Origin of the sequence: Streptomyces sp. NBC_00425 (genome assembly GCF_036030735.1) — a bacterium.
Classification (GTDB): Bacteria; Actinomycetota; Actinomycetes; order Streptomycetales; family Streptomycetaceae; genus Streptomyces.
In genome coordinates this window covers 453,954-470,266 of record NZ_CP107928.1, presented here as the reverse complement: position 1 = coordinate 470,266, position 16,313 = coordinate 453,954, and the positions used below count along the sequence as shown (strand labels likewise).

Annotated in this window: 14 protein-coding genes and 1 pseudogene; 10 read left to right on the top strand and 5 right to left on the bottom strand. The window is 69.8% G+C overall.

Features of this window, described 5'->3' with window-relative positions:
* Positions 1 to 185: 185 nt before the first annotated feature.
* From OHS82_RS02040 to OHS82_RS02025, 4 genes and pseudogenes are all read right to left on the bottom strand, one after another.
* Positions 186 to 572 carry a hypothetical protein gene (locus OHS82_RS02040; RefSeq protein WP_057575025.1) on the bottom strand — a complete coding sequence of 129 codons (387 nt, stop codon included), beginning with the start codon at positions 570 to 572 and terminating at the stop codon, positions 186 to 188.
* 470 nt (positions 573 to 1,042) lie between these two features.
* A pseudogene (locus OHS82_RS02035) lies at positions 1,043 to 1,264 on the bottom strand (IS982 family transposase); the annotation flags it as partial.
* 79 nt (positions 1,265 to 1,343) lie between these two features.
* Positions 1,344 to 2,282, bottom strand: coding sequence for a helix-turn-helix domain-containing protein (locus tag OHS82_RS02030; RefSeq protein ID WP_057575027.1), 939 nt, complete (start codon positions 2,280 to 2,282; stop codon positions 1,344 to 1,346).
* A gap of 284 nt (positions 2,283 to 2,566) precedes the next feature.
* Positions 2,567 to 2,986: an ester cyclase gene (locus OHS82_RS02025; protein ID WP_328433111.1), complete on the bottom strand. Its 420-nt coding sequence runs from the start codon at positions 2,984 to 2,986 to the stop codon at positions 2,567 to 2,569.
* An 89-nt stretch (positions 2,987 to 3,075) separates the two neighbouring features.
* On the opposite strand from OHS82_RS02025, the gene OHS82_RS02020 reads away from it, so the two are divergent.
* Positions 3,076 to 3,636 carry a PadR family transcriptional regulator gene (locus OHS82_RS02020; RefSeq protein ID WP_057575029.1) on the top strand — a complete coding sequence of 187 codons (561 nt, stop codon included), beginning with the start codon at positions 3,076 to 3,078 and terminating at the stop codon, positions 3,634 to 3,636.
* Positions 3,637 to 3,656: 20 nt separating this feature from the next.
* Positions 3,657 to 4,637, top strand: coding sequence for an NADPH:quinone reductase (locus OHS82_RS02015; protein ID WP_057575242.1), 981 nt, complete (start codon positions 3,657 to 3,659; stop codon positions 4,635 to 4,637).
* A gap of 127 nt (positions 4,638 to 4,764) precedes the next feature.
* Here the strand turns inward: OHS82_RS02015 and OHS82_RS02010 are convergent, their stop codons facing one another.
* Positions 4,765 to 6,534 carry a helix-turn-helix domain-containing protein gene (locus OHS82_RS02010; RefSeq protein ID WP_328433110.1) on the bottom strand — a complete coding sequence of 590 codons (1,770 nt, stop codon included), beginning with the start codon at positions 6,532 to 6,534 and terminating at the stop codon, positions 4,765 to 4,767.
* Positions 6,535 to 7,079: 545 nt separating this feature from the next.
* Here OHS82_RS02010 and dnaK point away from each other — a divergent pair.
* The 8 genes from dnaK to OHS82_RS01970 all read left to right on the top strand — a co-directional run bounded on the left by dnaK (position 7,080) and on the right by OHS82_RS01970 (position 16,201).
* A complete protein-coding gene (gene dnaK, locus OHS82_RS02005; protein WP_057575032.1) occupies positions 7,080 to 8,984 on the top strand; it encodes a molecular chaperone DnaK in 1,905 nt (634 codons plus the stop codon).
* A gap of 8 nt (positions 8,985 to 8,992) precedes the next feature.
* A complete protein-coding gene (locus tag OHS82_RS02000; RefSeq protein ID WP_057575033.1) occupies positions 8,993 to 9,604 on the top strand; it encodes a nucleotide exchange factor GrpE in 612 nt (203 codons plus the stop codon).
* A gap of 6 nt (positions 9,605 to 9,610) precedes the next feature.
* Positions 9,611 to 10,576, top strand: coding sequence for a J domain-containing protein (locus OHS82_RS01995; RefSeq protein WP_328433109.1), 966 nt, complete (start codon positions 9,611 to 9,613; stop codon positions 10,574 to 10,576).
* Positions 10,573 to 10,980, top strand: a complete 408-nt coding sequence (locus tag OHS82_RS01990; protein ID WP_057575035.1) for a chaperone modulator CbpM — start codon at positions 10,573 to 10,575, stop codon at positions 10,978 to 10,980. Before OHS82_RS01995 ends, OHS82_RS01990 begins: the two co-directional genes overlap by 4 nt.
* On the top strand, positions 10,971 to 13,610 hold the full coding sequence (gene clpB / locus OHS82_RS01985) for an ATP-dependent chaperone ClpB (protein ID WP_328433108.1): 2,640 nt from the start codon (positions 10,971 to 10,973) through the stop codon (positions 13,608 to 13,610). Before OHS82_RS01990 ends, clpB begins: the two co-directional genes overlap by 10 nt.
* Positions 13,607 to 14,065: a thioredoxin gene (gene trxA / locus OHS82_RS01980; protein ID WP_057575037.1), complete on the top strand. Its 459-nt coding sequence runs from the start codon at positions 13,607 to 13,609 to the stop codon at positions 14,063 to 14,065. The genes clpB and trxA overlap by 4 nt, the downstream gene beginning before the upstream one ends.
* Before the next feature lie 118 nt (positions 14,066 to 14,183).
* A complete protein-coding gene (locus tag OHS82_RS01975; protein ID WP_057575038.1) occupies positions 14,184 to 14,447 on the top strand; it encodes a UBP-type zinc finger domain-containing protein in 264 nt (87 codons plus the stop codon).
* Positions 14,447 to 16,201 (top strand): FAD-dependent oxidoreductase, encoded by a 1,755-nt coding sequence (locus OHS82_RS01970; RefSeq protein ID WP_328433107.1) that lies wholly within the window; start codon positions 14,447 to 14,449, stop codon positions 16,199 to 16,201. The genes OHS82_RS01975 and OHS82_RS01970 overlap by 1 nt, the downstream gene beginning before the upstream one ends.
* Positions 16,202 to 16,313 lie beyond the last annotated feature (112 nt).

The following is a 16,313-nucleotide window of genomic DNA, read 5'->3' as shown; positions in this document are numbered from 1 at the left end:
CGGGCGCATCAGCACACCGACCCCCGCGAACCCTTGAACCCCGCGCGTCAGCGGCGGATCAGCACCGCGTGCGTGACGGACGGCGAGCTGACCAGCTCGGACACCCGGTAGCCGTCGCCGCCACCAGGCCGGACTCCGCCTTGCCTCGCTGATCCTCTGGCTCCGCGAACCCGTGCCAGCAGTTCTCAGCGCCCGGGCGTCAGGACGGTGAGCACACCCGACGAGATCCCCAGCTGACCCAACCGGAACAGGAGTGCTGCTTCCTGTTCCTGCGTGACCTCAATCCACAGGGCCGTTCCCGAGTCGCTGGCGCTGAAGACCAGCCGGCCGTCCCCCCAGCCTTCGGCGTGGATTGTGTAGGGCGCCAAGTCCGACAGCACCTTGAATTGCCCGTCGTCCTGGACATCGAGGTCGATTCCCATGCCAGGATCGGAACGCCTGGACCGGGTACCGCTCACGAGCTCCTGCCGAGCCAGTGATAGCGCATGCTCATACGAGTGCAGGACTTCGGTCGGCCAGTCGTCATCGCTGTAGGCGTCGATGTGGGCTGCGTCGATGCTCGAACGCAGCACGTGAAGCGCTTCTCGATGAACACACACAACGTCCGCAGGGCGAACTCCTTCCACGAGTACGAGCTCGCGGACCCGGACGCCATCCTGACTGATCACATGCGGGACCCTCTCACGAGAAGTCGGCCGATTCCACAGAGAAGACCCGCCGCAACACGATGATCGTCAGACAGGGCCCGGCACACGAGGCGGCCGAAGCGGGAACGAAGACGAAGACGAGCCGGGGCTTGTCCGGGCCGGTACCGGGATCGCCGGGCGTGCGTCCCGGAACGCATGCATCTTCACCTCCCCGCCTGTTCGCCGACGCGCAGACAGCGCAGCGCGTGACACATCCGTACGGTCCCGCTGCGCGCACGACAGAGGCAGGGCTCCCGTTCCGTGATTCCCCCGAGCCGGGACGGGAGCCCGCCCTGGCTCTTTACCGGTCAGCCTGTCATCTGGAAGGTGGACGGTCAGGTGCGGCATGGTGGACCTCGTTCCGCGATGATCGTCTGGCCCGGGTGGCAAGCGACCACGTCCGGCGCGGTGTCGAGCATGCCGCGCAGCGTCTCGCGTTCGTCGCCTTTGGCTCCGGAGAGCGCGAACAGCACCGGCAGGCCGCCGAGCGTGCACACCATGGGCAGCCGCAGGCCCCAGACGTATCGGGAGTGCGACGCGCAGTATCCGTACTCGGCCCATCCGGCCAGGTCCGAGGGTTGGACGCCCCCGCGTGTCATGTGCGCAGGCCGCCCCGTCGACTCGTTCAGGGATTGAGGGCCGTCTCCACTGCGGTGACTATGCGTCGCGGTCATTTCGCAGGGCGGGGATGAGCCAGGGATACACCGGGATCAGGTTCGGTACTACCTGCCAGCCGTTGACGATCCACACCAGCCGCCAGTACCGGTCCACCCTGGGATCGTGTGCCTCTTCGAACTGCTGGGCCATCCAGTCCCGGAATTCCGTGTCAGGGGTGCGCGCGAACACCTCGGCGAAGCGGTGCACAAGGTCGTCGATGACGGGTACGGCCCTGTTGCCGAGAGGGTCGATGCCCGACTCCACGGCCTCGGCCACCTTCTGACGGGTGAACTTCATCAGTTCCTCGCCCGCTTCGCTCTCGATGTCGAGCGGGCGCCCGGCGGCCTGCCACATGACCATCCGGCGCATCCGGGCCCGGAAGTCTTCGTCGCCGACCAGCCCGGCAAGCTCCACCCACGCGGCGATCTGCTCGCTGGACGGATCATCGGGAAGGTCGGGAGCGGCAGCGCGAACCATGGCCACCGCAGCCGGGCCGGCATTCACTGTGTTTAAGGTGGCGTCCATGAAATCGTCGATCAAACGTCGGCGTTCCTCGCCGGACATCTGCGTGAGCCTGTGCATGAGCTTGATCTCCTCGGGATCGGATCCGCGTGCGGCCACGACTCGCAGAACACTCCGACGCAGTTGCAGCACCCGGATCTGGACGTCCATGGCGTCGGCGTGCGCCGCGGCTACTTCCGCCACCGAGAGCTCGCGGTCCAGTACCCGTTGAATCGTGGCCAGGTCCATGCCCAGCTCGCGGAGTGTGCGCAGAAGTTCCAGACGAAGCAGTGCGTCGAGGTCATAGAGCCGATATCCGGCGGGACTTCGGGTGGTCGGCGCTACCACCCCCGAATCGGAGTAGAACCGGATAGTCCTCACGGACAAGCCGGTCCGCCGGGAAAGCTCCCCGATCGAGCAGAGGGTCGTAACGTCCATGTCCCCAACTCTGCTCTCTCCAGCCGCTGGAGACTCAAGACTGTTCCCCAGATGGGCCCCGCCGAGGCGGCCTCCGATCTTCTGAGCACGCGTCACGTTGACTCCGCTGGCCGCCGGGACGACCAGCACGCCATGCACTCGCTGGGCAGCAGTGGCAGCGCCATGTGCCACCGTTCGCCGGCGGCCTACGGCTCCGAGCCCTTGGACTCATTCAACCGGCAGCTGAGGTGTACGGGGTGGGCAGCCCCCTCCTCCCGCATCGAACCATGCGCTCCTTGCCTGCTTCACGGTGCCGGTACGGCACCGATCTGCTGCATGACTCCAAGGAGGTCGGGCTGACCTCGTTCGCCGACGATCCGGCCGTCGGCCATGTAGTAGAAGTTCATGGCCTGCACCGAGACCTTGTTGCCGCTTGCGGGGATGCCGAAGAACTCACCGTCGTGCGTGCCGTGCATCGTGAACCGTGCAGCCACCGTGTCGCCTTCCCCGATCATCTCCTCCAGGGTCCACTGCACGTCCGGGAATCCACTGCGCATCATGCCGATGACCTCCATGTAGCCCTCGGGACCTCGAAGTGGCTCTGCGTGACTCGGTGCGTGGAACACCGCGTCGGGAGAGATGACCTCGCGGCCAAGATCCTCATTGGCTGTGTTGATGAACTCGACGAAGCGGTGCATCACAGACTTCACGGCTTCAAGCGGCATGTTTCTCTCCTCGCGGCGGTGATATTCCGACAAGGTAACATCGATTCGATGTATGCATCGATTCGATGTGGCTGTGGGATGGTGAGAGCATGCTGGAACTAGCGATACTGGGCTTCCTGGCCGGGGGTGCTCTGCCCGGGCACGAGCTGCGCCGGCGGGTTTCGCAGCTGACTGGGTACACGCGGCCGGTCAGCGACGGCAGTCTGTATCCGGCGATCAACCGTCTGACCAAGGCGGGCCTGCTGGAGCGGCGCGCCGACCCGGGTGCGGGCCCAGCGCGGTACGTGCTGAGCCTGACCGGCGCCGGGCGCACCGAACTGCTGAAGCGGCTGCGCGAGCCGGCCGACCATGAGATCACCGACTTCACCCGCTTCTTCACTGTTCTGGCGTTCCTCTCGCACCTGCCCGATGTGCCCGAACAGCACGCGGTGCTGCGCAGACGGCTTGAGTTCCTGGAGGAGCCGGCGAGCTTCTTCTACGACGGTGACAGGCCGTTGCGGGCCGAGGAGGTGGCCGACCCCTACCGGCGTGGCATGCTGCTCACCGCCCGTGCCATCAGCAGCGCCGAACGCGCCTGGCTGCACGCTGTTCTTGACGCTGACGAGCCCACCGAGAACACTCCGTTTCCGCTCGACGAACCCGCGAGCTGACCGGCCCTGGAGGTATGTCCATGCTTGCATCCTGGTACGACGAACAGGGCCCTGCCGCCGATGTCCTGCGCGTCGGCGAACTGCCCGACCCCACCGTCGGCCCCGGCGAGGTCCGCGTCCGCGTCACCGTTTCGGGCGTCAACCCCGGCGACACCAAGAAGCGGCGCGGCTGGCTCGGCTCCTCGATGCCCTACCCGCGGGTGATCCCGCACAGCGATGCCGCCGGAGTCATCGACGCGGTGGGCGACGGGGTCGACGCCCACCGGATGGGACAGCGGGTATGGGTGTACGGCGCCCAGTCCTACCGCCCCTTCGGCACCGCAGCCCAGTACACCGTCGTGCCTGCGGATCTGGCCGTGCCGCTCCCCGACCACCTCACCGACGAACTCGGCGCCGGCCTGGGCATCCCTGGGATCACCGCCCACCGCACCGTGTTCAGCGACGGCCCCGTCGACGGACAGCTCGTGCTCGTGCACGGGGTGCTCGGCGGCGTCGGCTCCCTGGCCGCGCAGCTCGCCCGGTGGGGCGGCGCGACGGTGATCGGGACCGTGCGCCATGGCAGCGACCTGAACCGCGTCGACCCCGCCGTCGTCTCCCACGCGGTGGCGCTCGACGAGGACGACCCCGCCGCCGCGATCCGCGCGCACGCTCCCGACGGCGTGCACCGAATCGTCGAGGTGGCCCTGTCCGATAATGCGGACCTGGACGACCTCGTCGCCGCGAACGGCGCGGTGATCGCCGCCTACGCCACCCGGGACGACCGGCCCCGACTTCCCTTTTGGCCCATGCTGTTCAACAACGTCACGCTGCGCATGCTCGGCAGCGACGACTTCGCCGAATCGGCGAAACGGCAGGCGGCCCGCGACCTCACCGCCGCAGCCGCAGTCGGCATGCTCACCGTCGCCATCGGCGACGTGTACCCGCTGGAGAAGATCGCCCAAGCCCAAGACCGTGTTGACACGGGCGGCCGAGGTCGCGTCCTGGTGACCATTCCCAACTGAACTGTGCAGGCACGAGGGCTGATCACTCGGGCCGCGGGGGTGGGGTGCCGTTCCGGCCGGCGATGTCGCTGGAAGACCAGGCACTTATGAATGGTCCGCGCCCGGCCCGGATCGTTCCAGCGGGGTGTCAGCCGGGGCCGCCGAGGACGATCTTCCACACTCGGGTCGCCACCTGGAGGTTGAGCCGGTCCTCGACGTCGGCGAGGTCGTTTCCGCTGATGTCGCGGATGCGCTGCAGCCGATAGCGCAGCGTGCTGCGGTGGATCGCGAGGGATTCGGCCGTCTCGTCGTAGTTGCCGCCGCAGTCGAAGTACCGGGACAGGGTCTCCACCATGGTCGCGTGGTGACGGGAGTCGTAGTCGATGAGCTGCCCGAGCCACTCGTCGACGAACGTCTCCAGTTCCCGGTAGTCGTTGCCGGGTCCCAGGATGCGGTAGAGGCCGAGCTCGTCGAAGAACGTCGTGCCGTAGCGCTCGCGGGAGTGGCTGCGCACGTCCAGGGCGCGCTGCGCCTCCTGGTAGCGGTGGGGGATGTCGTCCACAGACTCGGAAGGGGCGCTCACCCCTATCGTCCCCGATCGTGTCCCGGTCTCCCGGGCGAGCGCCTCGTACAGCGCGCGGGCGTGCGGCCTGTCGTCCGCGATCAGGACCACGTGGTCCGAACGTCGGGTCAACAGCGAGCGCATGCCCACCGCAGAAGCCGTCCGGCCCACGGTCTGCGCGAAGGAATCGTCCACGGTCCGGTTCGACCACCGCACCACGACGACGTAGTGAATGCGGTGCAGGTCGTGTCCGATGGCCGTGGATCGGGCGTGGGCGCTCGCCTCGTCCGTCCCTGCCAGGAGGTCGTCGACGAGCTCGCGGTTCAGCCTCAGCTCCACTTCGGCCAGGTTGCGCAGGTGTGTCAGCTCCAGGGCGAGCGACGCGGCGGCGTATTCCAGCGCGAGCACGGTGTGCTCGTCGGCCTCGTCCCGGACATCGACCAGGGCCAGCACGCCCAGGATCTCGCCGTGCCGGCGGACCAGGGTGATCAGCCGGTCCTTGATCCGCACCGGTCCGACCTCCCGGGCGACGGCGTGCAGCATCTCGTCCTGGCGCACGGGGTCCGGTTCCGGATAGGGGTCGGGGCGGCTGATGCCGGTCCAGGACCTCAACCGACCGAAGCGGTCCTCGACCAGCGCGGGGAGTCCGGTGAGTCCGTGCAGGGCCCGGGTGACGGCCTCCTCGCCGCCGCCCGAGGCAGCGACATCGGCCATGAGCGTGTGAACGCCACGCTGGTATGCCGACGCGGCCATGACGGAGATCAACTGCCGCTGGAGGGCTGTGCGTTCCTCCTTCAGGCGGCGCAGCTCCAGCGCGTCCTCCCGTCGGCGGCGGTGCGCGAAGGCGACTGACAGTGCAGCAGCGGTGTGCCGGACGAGCGTGGTGAGCAGGGATCGCTCGGCCTCGGTGGGCCGGGAGAGGGACGTCACCACGAGGTAGCCGTGGAGGCCCTCGAGTCCCCGCAGCCCCAGGGCCCGGCCCCAACGCCTGCCGGGTACGGTCACAGGGCCGTCCTTCCCGGCCAGCTCCAGCACCTTCCGGTCCACGGCCGCGGCATGGCTCTGCCCGTTCCTCGGGCTGGGAACCAGATCGCCGTTCACCTTGAGGTATCCGGCCTCAGCGCTGTACGGCCCTGCGGTGGCTATGTGATCCATGGCCAGGCCCAGGATCTGGCCTTCGTCCGGGGTGTCGAAGAGAGCGCGGGCCAGCGCGGTCAGTTCGTGGAGGGCATGGTCGGGCGCGGTCGGAACGGGTGCGCGGGACTCTCTCCGCGCGACCGTGGGGTGCCGCCCGTCGCTGCCCTGGGGAGGGCTGCCCTCCCGGTCCGAGCAGCGGTCGTACCGGCTGCCGGTCATGGGATCACTCCGTTCTCCCCGAGTCTCCAGGGAGGCGATTCGTGTTCGGGCACCCGCTCGTGAACCGGCATATCAGAGGTGTTCGGATCCTTCTCGTACCCGCGGGGCGAACGGGCCCGTGCGTTTCTGGCTCGCCAGGCGCAGGCGTGGAGCCACTCGGATTGCCACCCTGGGGGGTGTTCGAGACGCTCCGCACAGGCAGGAAGGGCTGGGTGACGGCCGAGCGGCATCGCAGGCCGGTTGCCCCGCAGGAGACGTACCGGGAAGCCGAACATGCCGGTGACCACCCCTCTGACCAAGGGTTTCCCGTGGAGAGGGTGGCGATCACCGGGCGGGACGTCTGCGGGACGTCGGCTTGCGCGAGCGGGTGATCGGCCGGATGCGCTTAGGCAGAGCCGCCCCTGCGGCGAGCGCTGCGCAGCCCGGTGTCCCGGTCGGCCGGCTGTGCGGCCTTGTGAACCGGCCCGAACCGCAGGGTCCTAACTCGAACCCGAAAAGCGTGATCCGGACAGTCGGCGGAGGCCGCCGCACGGGAAGGAGTCTTCATGGCCAAGGCAGTGGGCATCGACCTGGGCACCACCAACTCGGTTATCGCCGTGTGGGAGGGCGGCGAGCCGTCCGTCGTGCCCAACAACGAGGGCAACCGCACGACACCGTCAGTGGTGGCCTTCACCGACACCGGCGAGCGCCTGGTGGGCCAGCTGGCCCGCCGCCAGGCGATCCTCAACCCCAAGGGCACCATATATTCGGCCAAGCGGTTCATCGGCCGACACTTCGACGAGATCTCCGAGGAGGCCAGGGCGGTGGCGTACGACGTCGTCGAGGGCGACGGCGGGGCGGCCCGCTTCGAGGTGCGCGACAAGCTGTACGCGCCTGAGGAGATCAGCGCCCAGGTGCTGCGCAAACTCGCCGACGACGCCTCCAAGCAGCTGGGGGAGCGGGTCACGGAGGCCGTCATCACGGTGCCCGCCTACTTCAACGACGCCCAGCGCACCGCCACCAAGGACGCCGGGCGGATCGCGGGACTGGAGGTGCTGCGGATCATCAACGAGCCGACCGCGGCAGCCCTCGCCTACGGCATGGACAAGAAGGGACACGAGACCGTCCTCGTCTTCGACCTGGGCGGCGGCACCTTCGACGTGAGCATCCTCGACGTCGGTGACGGCGTGGTGGAGGTGCGCTCCACCGCCGGCGACAGCCACCTGGGCGGCGACGACTTCGACCGGCGTCTGGTGGACCACCTCGCGGACGACTTCCAGAAGGAGAACGGCATCGACCTGCGCAAGGACCCGCAGGCGCTGCAACGCCTTTTCGAGGCGGCGGAGAAGGCCAAGACCGAGCTCAGTTCGGTGACACAGACGCAGGTGAGCCTGCCGTTCATCACCGCCGACGCCTCGGGGCCCAAGCACCTCACCGACTCGATCATGCGGTCCACGTTCGAGCAGATCGCCGGCGACCTGGTGGAGCGGTGCCTGGGGCCGGTCCAGCAGGCCATGGCCGACGCCAAGGTCGGCGAGAGCGACATCGACGAAGTCATCCTCGTCGGCGGTTCCACCCGCATCCCAGCCGTCCAGGCTTTGGTGCGTCGGCTGACCGGCGGCAAGGAACCCAACATGAGCGTCAACCCCGACGAGGTCGTGGCACTGGGGGCCGCGATCCAGGCCGGGGTGCTCAAGGGCGAGGTCAAGGACGTCCTGCTGCTCGACGTCACGCCCCTGTCGCTGGGCGTCGAGACACGCGGTGGCGTGATGACGAAGATCATCGAGCGGAACACCACCATCCCCGTGCGACGCTCCGAGACCTTCTCCACCGCCGAGGACAACCAGCCGGCCGTCGACGTGGTGGTCCTCCAGGGCGAGCGCGAGCGGGCCGCCGACAACCGGGTGCTCGGCCGGTTCCAGCTCACCGACATCCGGTCGGCGCCGCGGGGTGAAGCGCAGATCGAGGTCACCTTCGACATCGACGCCAACGGCATTCTCAACGTCAAGGCCCGCGACCGGGACACCGGCAAGGAACAGGGCATCACCATCAGTGAGAGCTCCAACCTGGACCGCAGCGAGGTCGAACGCATGGTTCAGGAGGCCGAGCGCAACCAGGGCCAGGACCAGGCACTCCGCGAGGCCGTCGACGCCCGCAACGAGCTCGACGCCGCCGCGTACCAGGTCGAGAAGCGCCTCGCCGAACTGGGCGACGCGGCGCCCGCGCACGAGAAGGCACGCGCCGAGATGCTCGTGTCCGACGCCCGGGCGGCGGTCAAGGAAGAAGCGGGCGTGGAGCGCGTGCGGCCCCTGACCTCCGAACTCCAGCAGGTACTTGCCGGGCTGGCGGCCCAACAGGGCGCCGCCACAGGCGGTCCCGGCCAGGACGGCACCGGAGGCGGTGCGACCGGTGGCCCGAGCGGCGGTGGCGGGGACGACGACGTCATCGACGCCGAGTTCGACAAGGACTGAGGCGCGCCATGCCGAGCCGGCCCCAGGAACCCGAAACCGCCGCGGTTGATCCGGTCGAGTCGGCCGCGGAAGGCGCCGTGCGCCCTCCGCGAGAGGATCTGCCCCGACCGGACCCGCCGTCCCGACCGGAGACGGCGTACGACGAACCGGGACCCGACGCCGCCGGCCCCGCGTCCGCCGAGGACGAGTACACGGCCGCGATCCGGGAACTGGAGGACCGCTGGCGGCGCGCGCTGGCCGACCTGGACAACCTCCGCAAGCGCCACACCAGGGAGCTGGAGCGGGAGCGGACGGCGGAGCGCTCCCGTACGGCCGCCGCCTTCCTGCCCGTCCTGGACAACCTGGACCTCGCCCTGACCCATGCCGGCGCTGATCCGGGTGCGGTCGTCGAGGGCGTCCGGGCGGTCCGCGACCAGGCGGTGAACGTCCTCGAACTGCTCGGCTACCCGCGGCACGCGGAAACCGGTGTCGTCTTCGACCCGGCCCGGCACGAGGTGGTCGGCGTCGTCCAGGCCCCAGACGCCCCGCCGGGCACCGTCGTGGAGGTGCTGCGCCCCGGCTACGGGGACGGCGATCGGCAGCTCAGGCCCGCCGCCGTGACGGTCGCGAAGCGGGAGTGACCGGTCATGGCACGGGACTTCTACGAGGTGCTGGGCGTTTCCCGGACCGCGAGGCCGGACGAGATCCAGCAGGCCTATCGCAAGCTCGCCCGCAAATACCACCCCGACGTCAACAAGGACCCGGACGCGGAGGAACGCTTCAAGGACCTCAACGAGGCGTACAGCGCCCTGTCGGACCCCAAGACCCGGGCCCGTTACGACCGCTTCGGCGAGGACTTCCGCAACGTCCCCGAGGACTTCGACGAACGGGTCACGGCTGGAGCGGGCGGCGGCTTCCGCGGTCGGCGGACCGCAGGCGCGGGCGGCCCGCGTGTCCGGTACAGCACCGACTTCGGCGACGGCTTCGGCGACGGCTTCGGAGCGGAAGGCATCGACCTCGAGGACTTGTTCGGTTCCATGTTCGGAGCCGGCGCCGCCCCGGGCGGCGTCCCCGGAGCCGACCAGGAGGCCGAGCTGCCGCTCACCGTCGAGGAGGCGTACCGGGGCGGCCGTCGCACCGTCACGCTGGCCGGTCCCGCCGGGCAGCCGCGGCGGTACGAGGTCCACGTCCCGCCGGGAGTCACCGACGGACAGCGCATCCGACTGGCGGGCGAGGGCGGCCGGGGCAGCGGTGACGCCGCTGCGGGCGACCTGTACCTGCGGGTGCGCGTTCAGCCCGACCCCCGGTTCCGGCTGGACGGCCGCGACGTGTACGTCCAGGTGCCGGTCGCCCCCTGGGAGGCGGCGCTGGGCGCGACGGTGCCGGTGCCCACCCCCGGCGGCGGTACGGCCAAGGTCACGGTGCCCGCGGGCTCGTCCAGCGGTCGGCGGCTGCGGCTGCGCGGCGAGGGCATGCCGAACCCGCGCGGCGCGACCGGCGACCTGTACGCCGAACTCCGCGTCATGGTGCCGCCCACACTGGGGGACCGGGAGCGCGAACTGTTCGAGGAGCTCGCCGCCACCTCCTCGTTCGACCCCAGGAGGACGCGATGAACGACCGACCCGTGGAAGCTGCGGGCATCAGCCGAGCCGGCGTGGGCGACCGTCCGGTACGAACAGGCGCCGACGTCACCGCCTCGACGGCTGTCCGGTACGCGCTCGTGCCCGTCCCCAGGCTCTCCCTGGATGCCGTGGCCCGTCGTTCGGGCCTCCATCCCGATCTGATCCGGCGTTTCGTCGCCCTGGGCCTGGTCGACGCAGAGCGCGACGCCGCGGGGAGCCTGGTGTTCGATTTCACGGCCCCGGCGGTCCTCGCCCGCGTCCAGCGGCTGCGCTCCGGACTCTGCCTCAACTACGCATCCATCGGCCTGGTGCTCGACCTGCTCGACCGCATCAGCCTGCTCGAGGCCGCTCTGCGCGGCCGCGGCACGAGGAGTGAAACACCCCCATGGACATGAACCGTCTCACCCAGAAGTCCCAGGACGCCCTGCAGGACGCCCAGACCGCGGCCGTCCGCATGGGGCAGACCGAGGTCGACGGGGAACACCTGCTGCACGCGCTTCTCGATCAGGAGGACGGTCTGATCCCGCGCTTGGTGCAACAGGCCGGCGCCGAGCCGGAGGAACTGCGCGCGGCCGTGCGCGAGGAACTCTCCCGCCGTCCGAAGGTCACCGGCCCCGGCGCGGCACCCGGCCAGGTCTTCGTCACGCAGCGCCTCGGCCGCCTGCTCGACGCCGCCGAACGGGAGGCCAAACGCCTCAAGGACGAGTACGTGTCCGTGGAGCACCTGCTGCTCGCCCTGTCCGAGGAGGGCTCGTCCACCGCTGCCGGACGACTGCTCAACCAGGCCGGCATCACCAGGGACTCCTTCCTGGGCGCGCTCACCCAGGTCCGCGGCAACCAGCGCGTCACCTCCGCCAACCCCGAAGTGGCCTACGAGGCGCTGGAGAAGTACGGCCGCGATCTCGTCGCCGAGGCCAGGGCCGGCAGGCTCGACCCGGTCATCGGCCGGGACGCCGAGATCCGGCGGGTCACCCAGATCCTCAGCCGCAAGTCGAAGAACAACCCCGTCCTCATCGGCGACCCCGGCGTCGGCAAGACCGCCATCGTCGAGGGTCTCGCCCAGCGCATAGTCCGCGGCGACGTGCCCGAAGGACTCCGCGACAAGATCGTGTTCGCCCTCGACATGGGCTCCCTGGTCGCCGGCGCCAAGTACCGAGGTGAGTTCGAGGAACGCCTCAAGGCCGTGCTGTCCGAGGTGAAGGCCGCACAGGGGGGCATCCTGCTCTTCGTCGACGAGCTCCACACCGTGGTGGGAGCGGGTGCCGCCGAAGGGGCCATGGACGCGGGCAACATGCTCAAGCCGATGCTCGCGCGAGGCGAACTGCACATGATCGGCGCCACCACCCTTGACGAGTACCGCAAGCACATCGAGAAGGACGCCGCCCTCGAACGCCGCTTCCAGCAGGTCCTGGTCGACGAGCCGGACGTGGAGGACGCCGTCTCGATCCTGCGCGGACTGCGCGAACGCCTTGAGGTCTTCCACGGCGTGAAGATCCAGGACACCGCGCTGGTCTCCGCGGCCACCCTCAGCCACCGGTACATCACCGATCGGTTCCTGCCCGACAAGGCCATCGACCTCGTCGACGAGGCGTGCGCCCGACTGCGCACCGAGATCGACTCGATGCCCGCCGAACTCGACGAGATCACCCGCCGCGTCACCCGCCTGGAGATCGAGGAGGCGGCCCTGTCCAAGGAGGCCGACCCGGCCAGCAAGACCCGCCTGGAGGAACTGCGACGGGAACTGGCCGACCTGCGCGGCGAGGCCGACGCCAAACACGCCCAGTGGGAGGCCGAGCGGCAGGCCATCCGCCGTGTGCAGGAGCTACGCCAGGAACTGGAGCAGGTCCGCCTCGAAGCGGAGGAGGCCGAACGGGCCTACGACCTCAACCGCGCGGCCGAACTCCGCTACGGCCGCCTCCAGGAACTGGAGCGCCGACTTGCCGCGGAGGAGGACCAACTGGCAACCAAACAAGGGCAGGACCGGTTGCTGCGCGAGGTCGTCACTGAGGAGGAGATCGCCGAGATCGTCGCCGCCTGGACCGGCATCCCCGTCGCTCGCCTCCAAGAGGGCGAACGCGAGAAGCTGCTGCGCCTCGACGAGATCCTGCGCGAGCGCGTCATCGGCCAGGACGAGGCGGTCGAACTCGTCGCCGACGCCATCATCCGCGCCCGCTCCGGCATCCGCGATCCACGCCGCCCCATCGGCTCGTTCATCTTCCTCGGCCCCACCGGCGTCGGGAAGACGGAGTTGGCCAAGACTCTCGCCCGGGCTCTGTTCGACTCCGAGGAGAACATGGTGCGCCTCGACATGAGCGAGTACCAGGAGAGGCACACCGTCAGCCGGCTCATGGGCGCACCGCCCGGATACGTCGGCTACGAGGAGGGCGGCCAGCTCACCGAAGCCGTGCGCCGCAGGCCGTACTCGGTCGTGCTGTTCGACGAGATCGAGAAGGCGCACACCGACGTCTTCAACACCCTGCTGCAGATGCTCGATGACGGCCGCATCACCGATGCGCAGGGACGCACCGTCGACTTCCGCAACACCGTGATCATCATGACGTCGAACATCGGCTCCGAGCACCTTCTCGACGGCGCCACCGCCGAAGGCGAGATCAAGCCGGGCGCCCGCGCCCTGGTGATGGGCGAGCTGCGCGGACACTTCCGCCCGGAGTTCCTCAACCGCGTCGACGACATCGTGCTGTTCAAGCCGCTCGGTGAGCGCCAGATCGAACGGATTGTGGAGTTGCAGTTCGACGAACTGCGGCAGCGGCTCGCCGAACGCCGTATCGCCGTCGAACTCACCGAAGCAGCCCGGGAGTTGATCGCGCACCAAGGGTACGACCCGGTGTACGGCGCACGGCCGTTGCGCCGCTACATCTCCCACGAGGTAGAGACCACGGTCGGTCGCGCACTGCTGCGCGGCGACGTCCAGGACGGCGCGACGGTCCGCGTCGACGCCGAACACGGAGAACTGGTGGTCACCTACGACCAGCAGGAGGGGACCCGGGAAACGAGGGCAGCGTGAACACCACCCGGACGACGACGGTGTCCTGCCCGAACTGCGGGCGAGGCAACCGGATTCCGGTGGCCGCCGAGGGACGCCCCAAATGCGGCCACTGCAAGCAACCCCTGCCCTGGATCGTCGACGCGGGCGACGACGACTTCGCCGAGATCGCCGACAACGCGGCCCAGCCTGTCGTCGTCGACCTCTGGGCCACCTGGTGCGGGCCCTGCCGCATGGTCAGCCCCGCCCTCGAAGAGGTCGCCCGCGACCTCGCCGGACGGATCAAGCTCGTCAAGGTCGACGTCGACCAGAACCCGCGGCTCAGCCGACGGTTCGAGGTGCAGGCGGTGCCGACCCTGCTGGTCCTGGACCAGGGTCGGACGGTCGCCCGGCAGGCCGGCGCCGCGCCCGCGCCCGTCCTTCGCTCGTGGGTCGAGCAGGCGATGGCGGGGCGGCAGACGACAGCGGGAGGCTGAGCACGATGATCCGGCCATCGCGGGCGTTCCACGAAACGGCCTCGACGGAGTCGCGCCGCTGGGTGCGGCGACCAGCGCGGGCCGCGACTGACCGTCCCCTCACGGAAGGAGAATCCTCATGGCCACGATTCCCGACCCGCACCTGGCGATGGTGCGCCCGGTGACGCCTCGTACACCTCAAGGCTGCGAGGAGTGCCTCAGGGAGGGCTCCCCGTGGGTGCACCTGCGGCTCTGCCTCACCTGCGGGCACGTCGGCTGCTGCGACTCCTCGCCGAACAGGCACGCCAGACGGCATGCGGGCATCGACGGCCACCCCGTCGTGCGGTCATTGCAGCCGGGAGAGGACTGGCGCTGGTGCTACGTCCACGAGGCTCTGGTCTGATGACCGCGACCGAGCACGGGCGGGATGCGGTCCGCGAGACGCCGGACCGGTACGGGGCGTTCCCGCGCCTGACACCGGAGCAGCTCCAGGACCTGGCCGCGCACGGCGAGCGCCGCAGGACCACCGAGGGGGAGGTGCTGTACCGCGAGGGCGAGCCCTTCCGGGAGTTCCTCGCGATCCTCAGCGGGACGGTCGAGATCCTCCAGGACCACGGCGGGCCCGAGGAGCGCACGGTGGCGGTGCACGGACTGGGCAGGTTCCTGGGCGAACTCGCGCTGCTGGAGGGCGAGGCGGCGTTCGACACCGCCGTGGTGCGCGAGGCGGGCGAGATCCTGGCCGTACCGGTGGAGCGGCAACGCGCCCTGGTCGGCCGCGACCCCGTCCTCGGCGACCTGATCCTCCGCGCCTACCTGGGCCGCAGGTATCTGCTCATCGGCCTCGGCGCCGGCTTCCGGATTCTGGGCTCGTGTTATTCACCGGACACGCTGAGGCTGCGCGAGTTCGCCGCTCGCAACCGGCTGCCCCACCGCTGGGTGGATCTGGAGAAGGACAGGGAGGCGGAGGCACTGCTGCGTCGGTTCGCCATCCGTCCCGAGGAGACTCCGGTGGTCATCTGGAAGGGCGAGCGGGTGCTGCGCAATCCGAGCAACGCCGAACTCGCCCGGCTCATCGGGCTGCCCGCTCCCTCGCCGGAGGCCGGGCGATGCGACGTGATGGTGGTGGGCGCGGGACCCGCCGGACTCGCGGCCGCCGTGTACGGCGCCTCCGACGGCCTCGCCACGATCATCGTCGACGCCGTGGCCACCGGAGGCCAGGCCGCGACCTCGTCCCGCATCGAGAACTACCTCGGCTTCCCGTCGGGCATCTCCGGGGGCGAGCTCATCGAACGAGCGGTGCTCCAGGCCCACAAGTTCGGTGCTCGCCTCATGGTGCCGGCCCAGGTCGACGGGCTCACCCCGCAGGACGACGAGTACGTCGTCAGTTTCGTAGACGGGTCCCGGACCCGGGCGGACGCCGTGGTCCTCGCCTCGGGCGTGTGGTATCGCAGGCTCGAGGTGCCCGGCATCGACCGTCTGGAGGGCATCAGCGTCTACTACGCCGCGACCGTTCACGAGGCCAGTCTCTGCCAGGCGGATCCGGTCGCCGTGGTCGGCGGCGGGAACTCCGCGGGGCAGGCGGCGCTGTTCCTCGCGAACCACGCGTCCAGGGTCCACCTCCTCGTCCGGGGCGGTGACCTCAACGTGGACATGTCGCGCTACCTGGTGGACCAGGTGGAACGGCACCCGAAGATCGAGGTGGTGCTCCGTACCGAGGTTCGGGGCGTCCGCGGGGAGGAGAAGCTGGAGTCACTGATCGTGGAGGACAACGCGAGCGGTGAGCGCCGGGAGTTGCGGGCCTCGGCGCTGTTCGTGTTCATCGGAGCCCGGCCGCGCACGGACTGGCTCAAGGGTGTGCTGGCCCTGGACGAGAAGGGTTTCGTCCTCACCGGCGCCGACGCCCGGGCGGCGGCGGACGCGACCCGGTGGGACCCGCTCGGCCGTGGTCCGTTGCTTCTGGAGACCACCCTTCCCGGGGTCTTCGCCGTCGGTGACGTCCGGAGCGGCTCGGTCAAACGGGTGGCCTCGGCGGCCGGTGAGGGCGCCATGGCGATCCGCCTCGTGCACGAGCACCGGGACCAGTCGGGCAACCTGGTTCGCACCGCGGGTCCCGAGGGGCCTCGGCCGGTGGCGGGCAAGCCCGTGCCCGGGCGTTGACGCTTTCCCCGACCGACTCCATGGACGGCTCGATCCCCCTCACGGTCGTCCTCCCCGGCGGGCGCCGTCCAGTGCACCGCCGGGGGCCAGCGTGTCACGCGGTGCCGACGTC

Coding starts and splice junctions, on each gene's coding strand:
- OHS82_RS02030 (WP_057575027.1), bottom strand. CDS start 2,282: ATGGACGTTACGACCCTCTGCTCGATCGGGGAGCTTTCCCGGCGGACC.
- OHS82_RS02020 (WP_057575029.1), top strand. CDS start 3,076: ATGCTGGAACTAGCGATACTGGGCTTCCTGGCCGGGGGTGCTCTGCCC.
- OHS82_RS02010 (WP_328433110.1), bottom strand. CDS start 6,534: ATGACCGGCAGCCGGTACGACCGCTGCTCGGACCGGGAGGGCAGCCCT.
- OHS82_RS02015 (WP_057575242.1), top strand. CDS start 3,657: ATGCTTGCATCCTGGTACGACGAACAGGGCCCTGCCGCCGATGTCCTG.
- OHS82_RS01995 (WP_328433109.1), top strand. CDS start 9,611: ATGGCACGGGACTTCTACGAGGTGCTGGGCGTTTCCCGGACCGCGAGG.
- OHS82_RS02000 (WP_057575033.1), top strand. CDS start 8,993: ATGCCGAGCCGGCCCCAGGAACCCGAAACCGCCGCGGTTGATCCGGTC.
- OHS82_RS02025 (WP_328433111.1), bottom strand. CDS start 2,986: ATGCCGCTTGAAGCCGTGAAGTCTGTGATGCACCGCTTCGTCGAGTTC.
- OHS82_RS01975 (WP_057575038.1), top strand. CDS start 14,184: ATGGCCACGATTCCCGACCCGCACCTGGCGATGGTGCGCCCGGTGACG.
- dnaK (WP_057575032.1), top strand. CDS start 7,080: ATGGCCAAGGCAGTGGGCATCGACCTGGGCACCACCAACTCGGTTATC.
- clpB (WP_328433108.1), top strand. CDS start 10,971: ATGGACATGAACCGTCTCACCCAGAAGTCCCAGGACGCCCTGCAGGAC.
- OHS82_RS01990 (WP_057575035.1), top strand. CDS start 10,573: ATGAACGACCGACCCGTGGAAGCTGCGGGCATCAGCCGAGCCGGCGTG.
- OHS82_RS01970 (WP_328433107.1), top strand. CDS start 14,447: ATGACCGCGACCGAGCACGGGCGGGATGCGGTCCGCGAGACGCCGGAC.